This window comes from Streptococcus fermentans, from assembly GCF_040888305.1.
GTDB classification, from domain to species: domain Bacteria; phylum Bacillota; class Bacilli; order Lactobacillales; family Streptococcaceae; genus Streptococcus; species Streptococcus fermentans.
The window spans coordinates 1-966 of sequence record NZ_JBFNFG010000020.1 but is presented as its reverse complement, the minus strand read 5'-3'; the positions used below and the strand labels follow the sequence as shown (position 1 = coordinate 966).

The following is a 966-nucleotide window of genomic DNA, read 5'->3' as shown; positions in this document are numbered from 1 at the left end:
TTCCACTCTCCCCTCTTGCACTCAAGTTAAACAGTTTCCAAAGCGTACTATGGTTAAGCCACAGCCTTTAACTTCAGACTTATCTAACCGCCTGCGCTCGCTTTACGCCCAATAAATCCGGACAACGCTCGGGACCTACGTATTACCGCGGCTGCTGGCACGTAGTTAGCCGTCCCTTTCTGGTAAGATACCGTCACAGTGTGAACTTTCCACTCTCACACTCGTTCTTCTCTTACAACAGAGCTTTACGATCCGAAAACCTTCTTCACTCACGCGGCGTTGCTCGGTCAGACTTCCGTCCATTGCCGAAGATTCCCTACTGCTGCCTCCCGTAGGAGTCTGGGCCGTGTCTCAGTCCCAGTGTGGCCGATCACCCTCTCAGGTCGGCTATGTATCGTCGCCTTGGTGAGCCGTTACCTCACCAACTAGCTAATACAACGCAGGTCCATCTGGTAGTGATGCAATTGCACCTTTCAAGCAGATATCATGCAATATCTACTGTTATGCGGTATTAGCTATCGTTTCCAATAGTTATCCCCCGCTACCAGGCAGGTTACCTACGCGTTACTCACCCGTTCGCAACTCATCCGGAGAAGCAAGCTCCTCCTTCAGCGTTCTACTTGCATGTATTAGGCACGCCGCCAGCGTTCGTCCTGAGCCAGGATCAAACTCTCATTAAAAGTTTGAGTTCTCACTCATTTCTGTCACTGACAGATTTATTGTTTTTTTCATTGTTCAGTACTACAACTTCAGTTGTAGTGCCCTGCACATTGGTTCGTCTTGTTCAGTTTTCAAAGGTCTTTGTCACTCACTTCTCTTAAGTGACAACTATATTAGTATATCACAGCCGCTTTCGCTTGTCAACACTTTTTTGAAACTTTTTTTAATTTTTTTCATCTAGTGTTTCATCTGTAACATACTATAGTCCGTACGGGATTCGAACCCGTGTTACCGCCGTGAAAAGGC

Annotated in this window: 1 rRNA gene; it reads right to left on the bottom strand. The window is 47.1% G+C overall.

Features of this window, described 5'->3' with window-relative positions:
* Positions 1-680, bottom strand: a 16S ribosomal RNA gene (locus AB2B50_RS09620); the annotation flags it as partial.
* Positions 681-966: the final 286 nt, after the last annotated feature.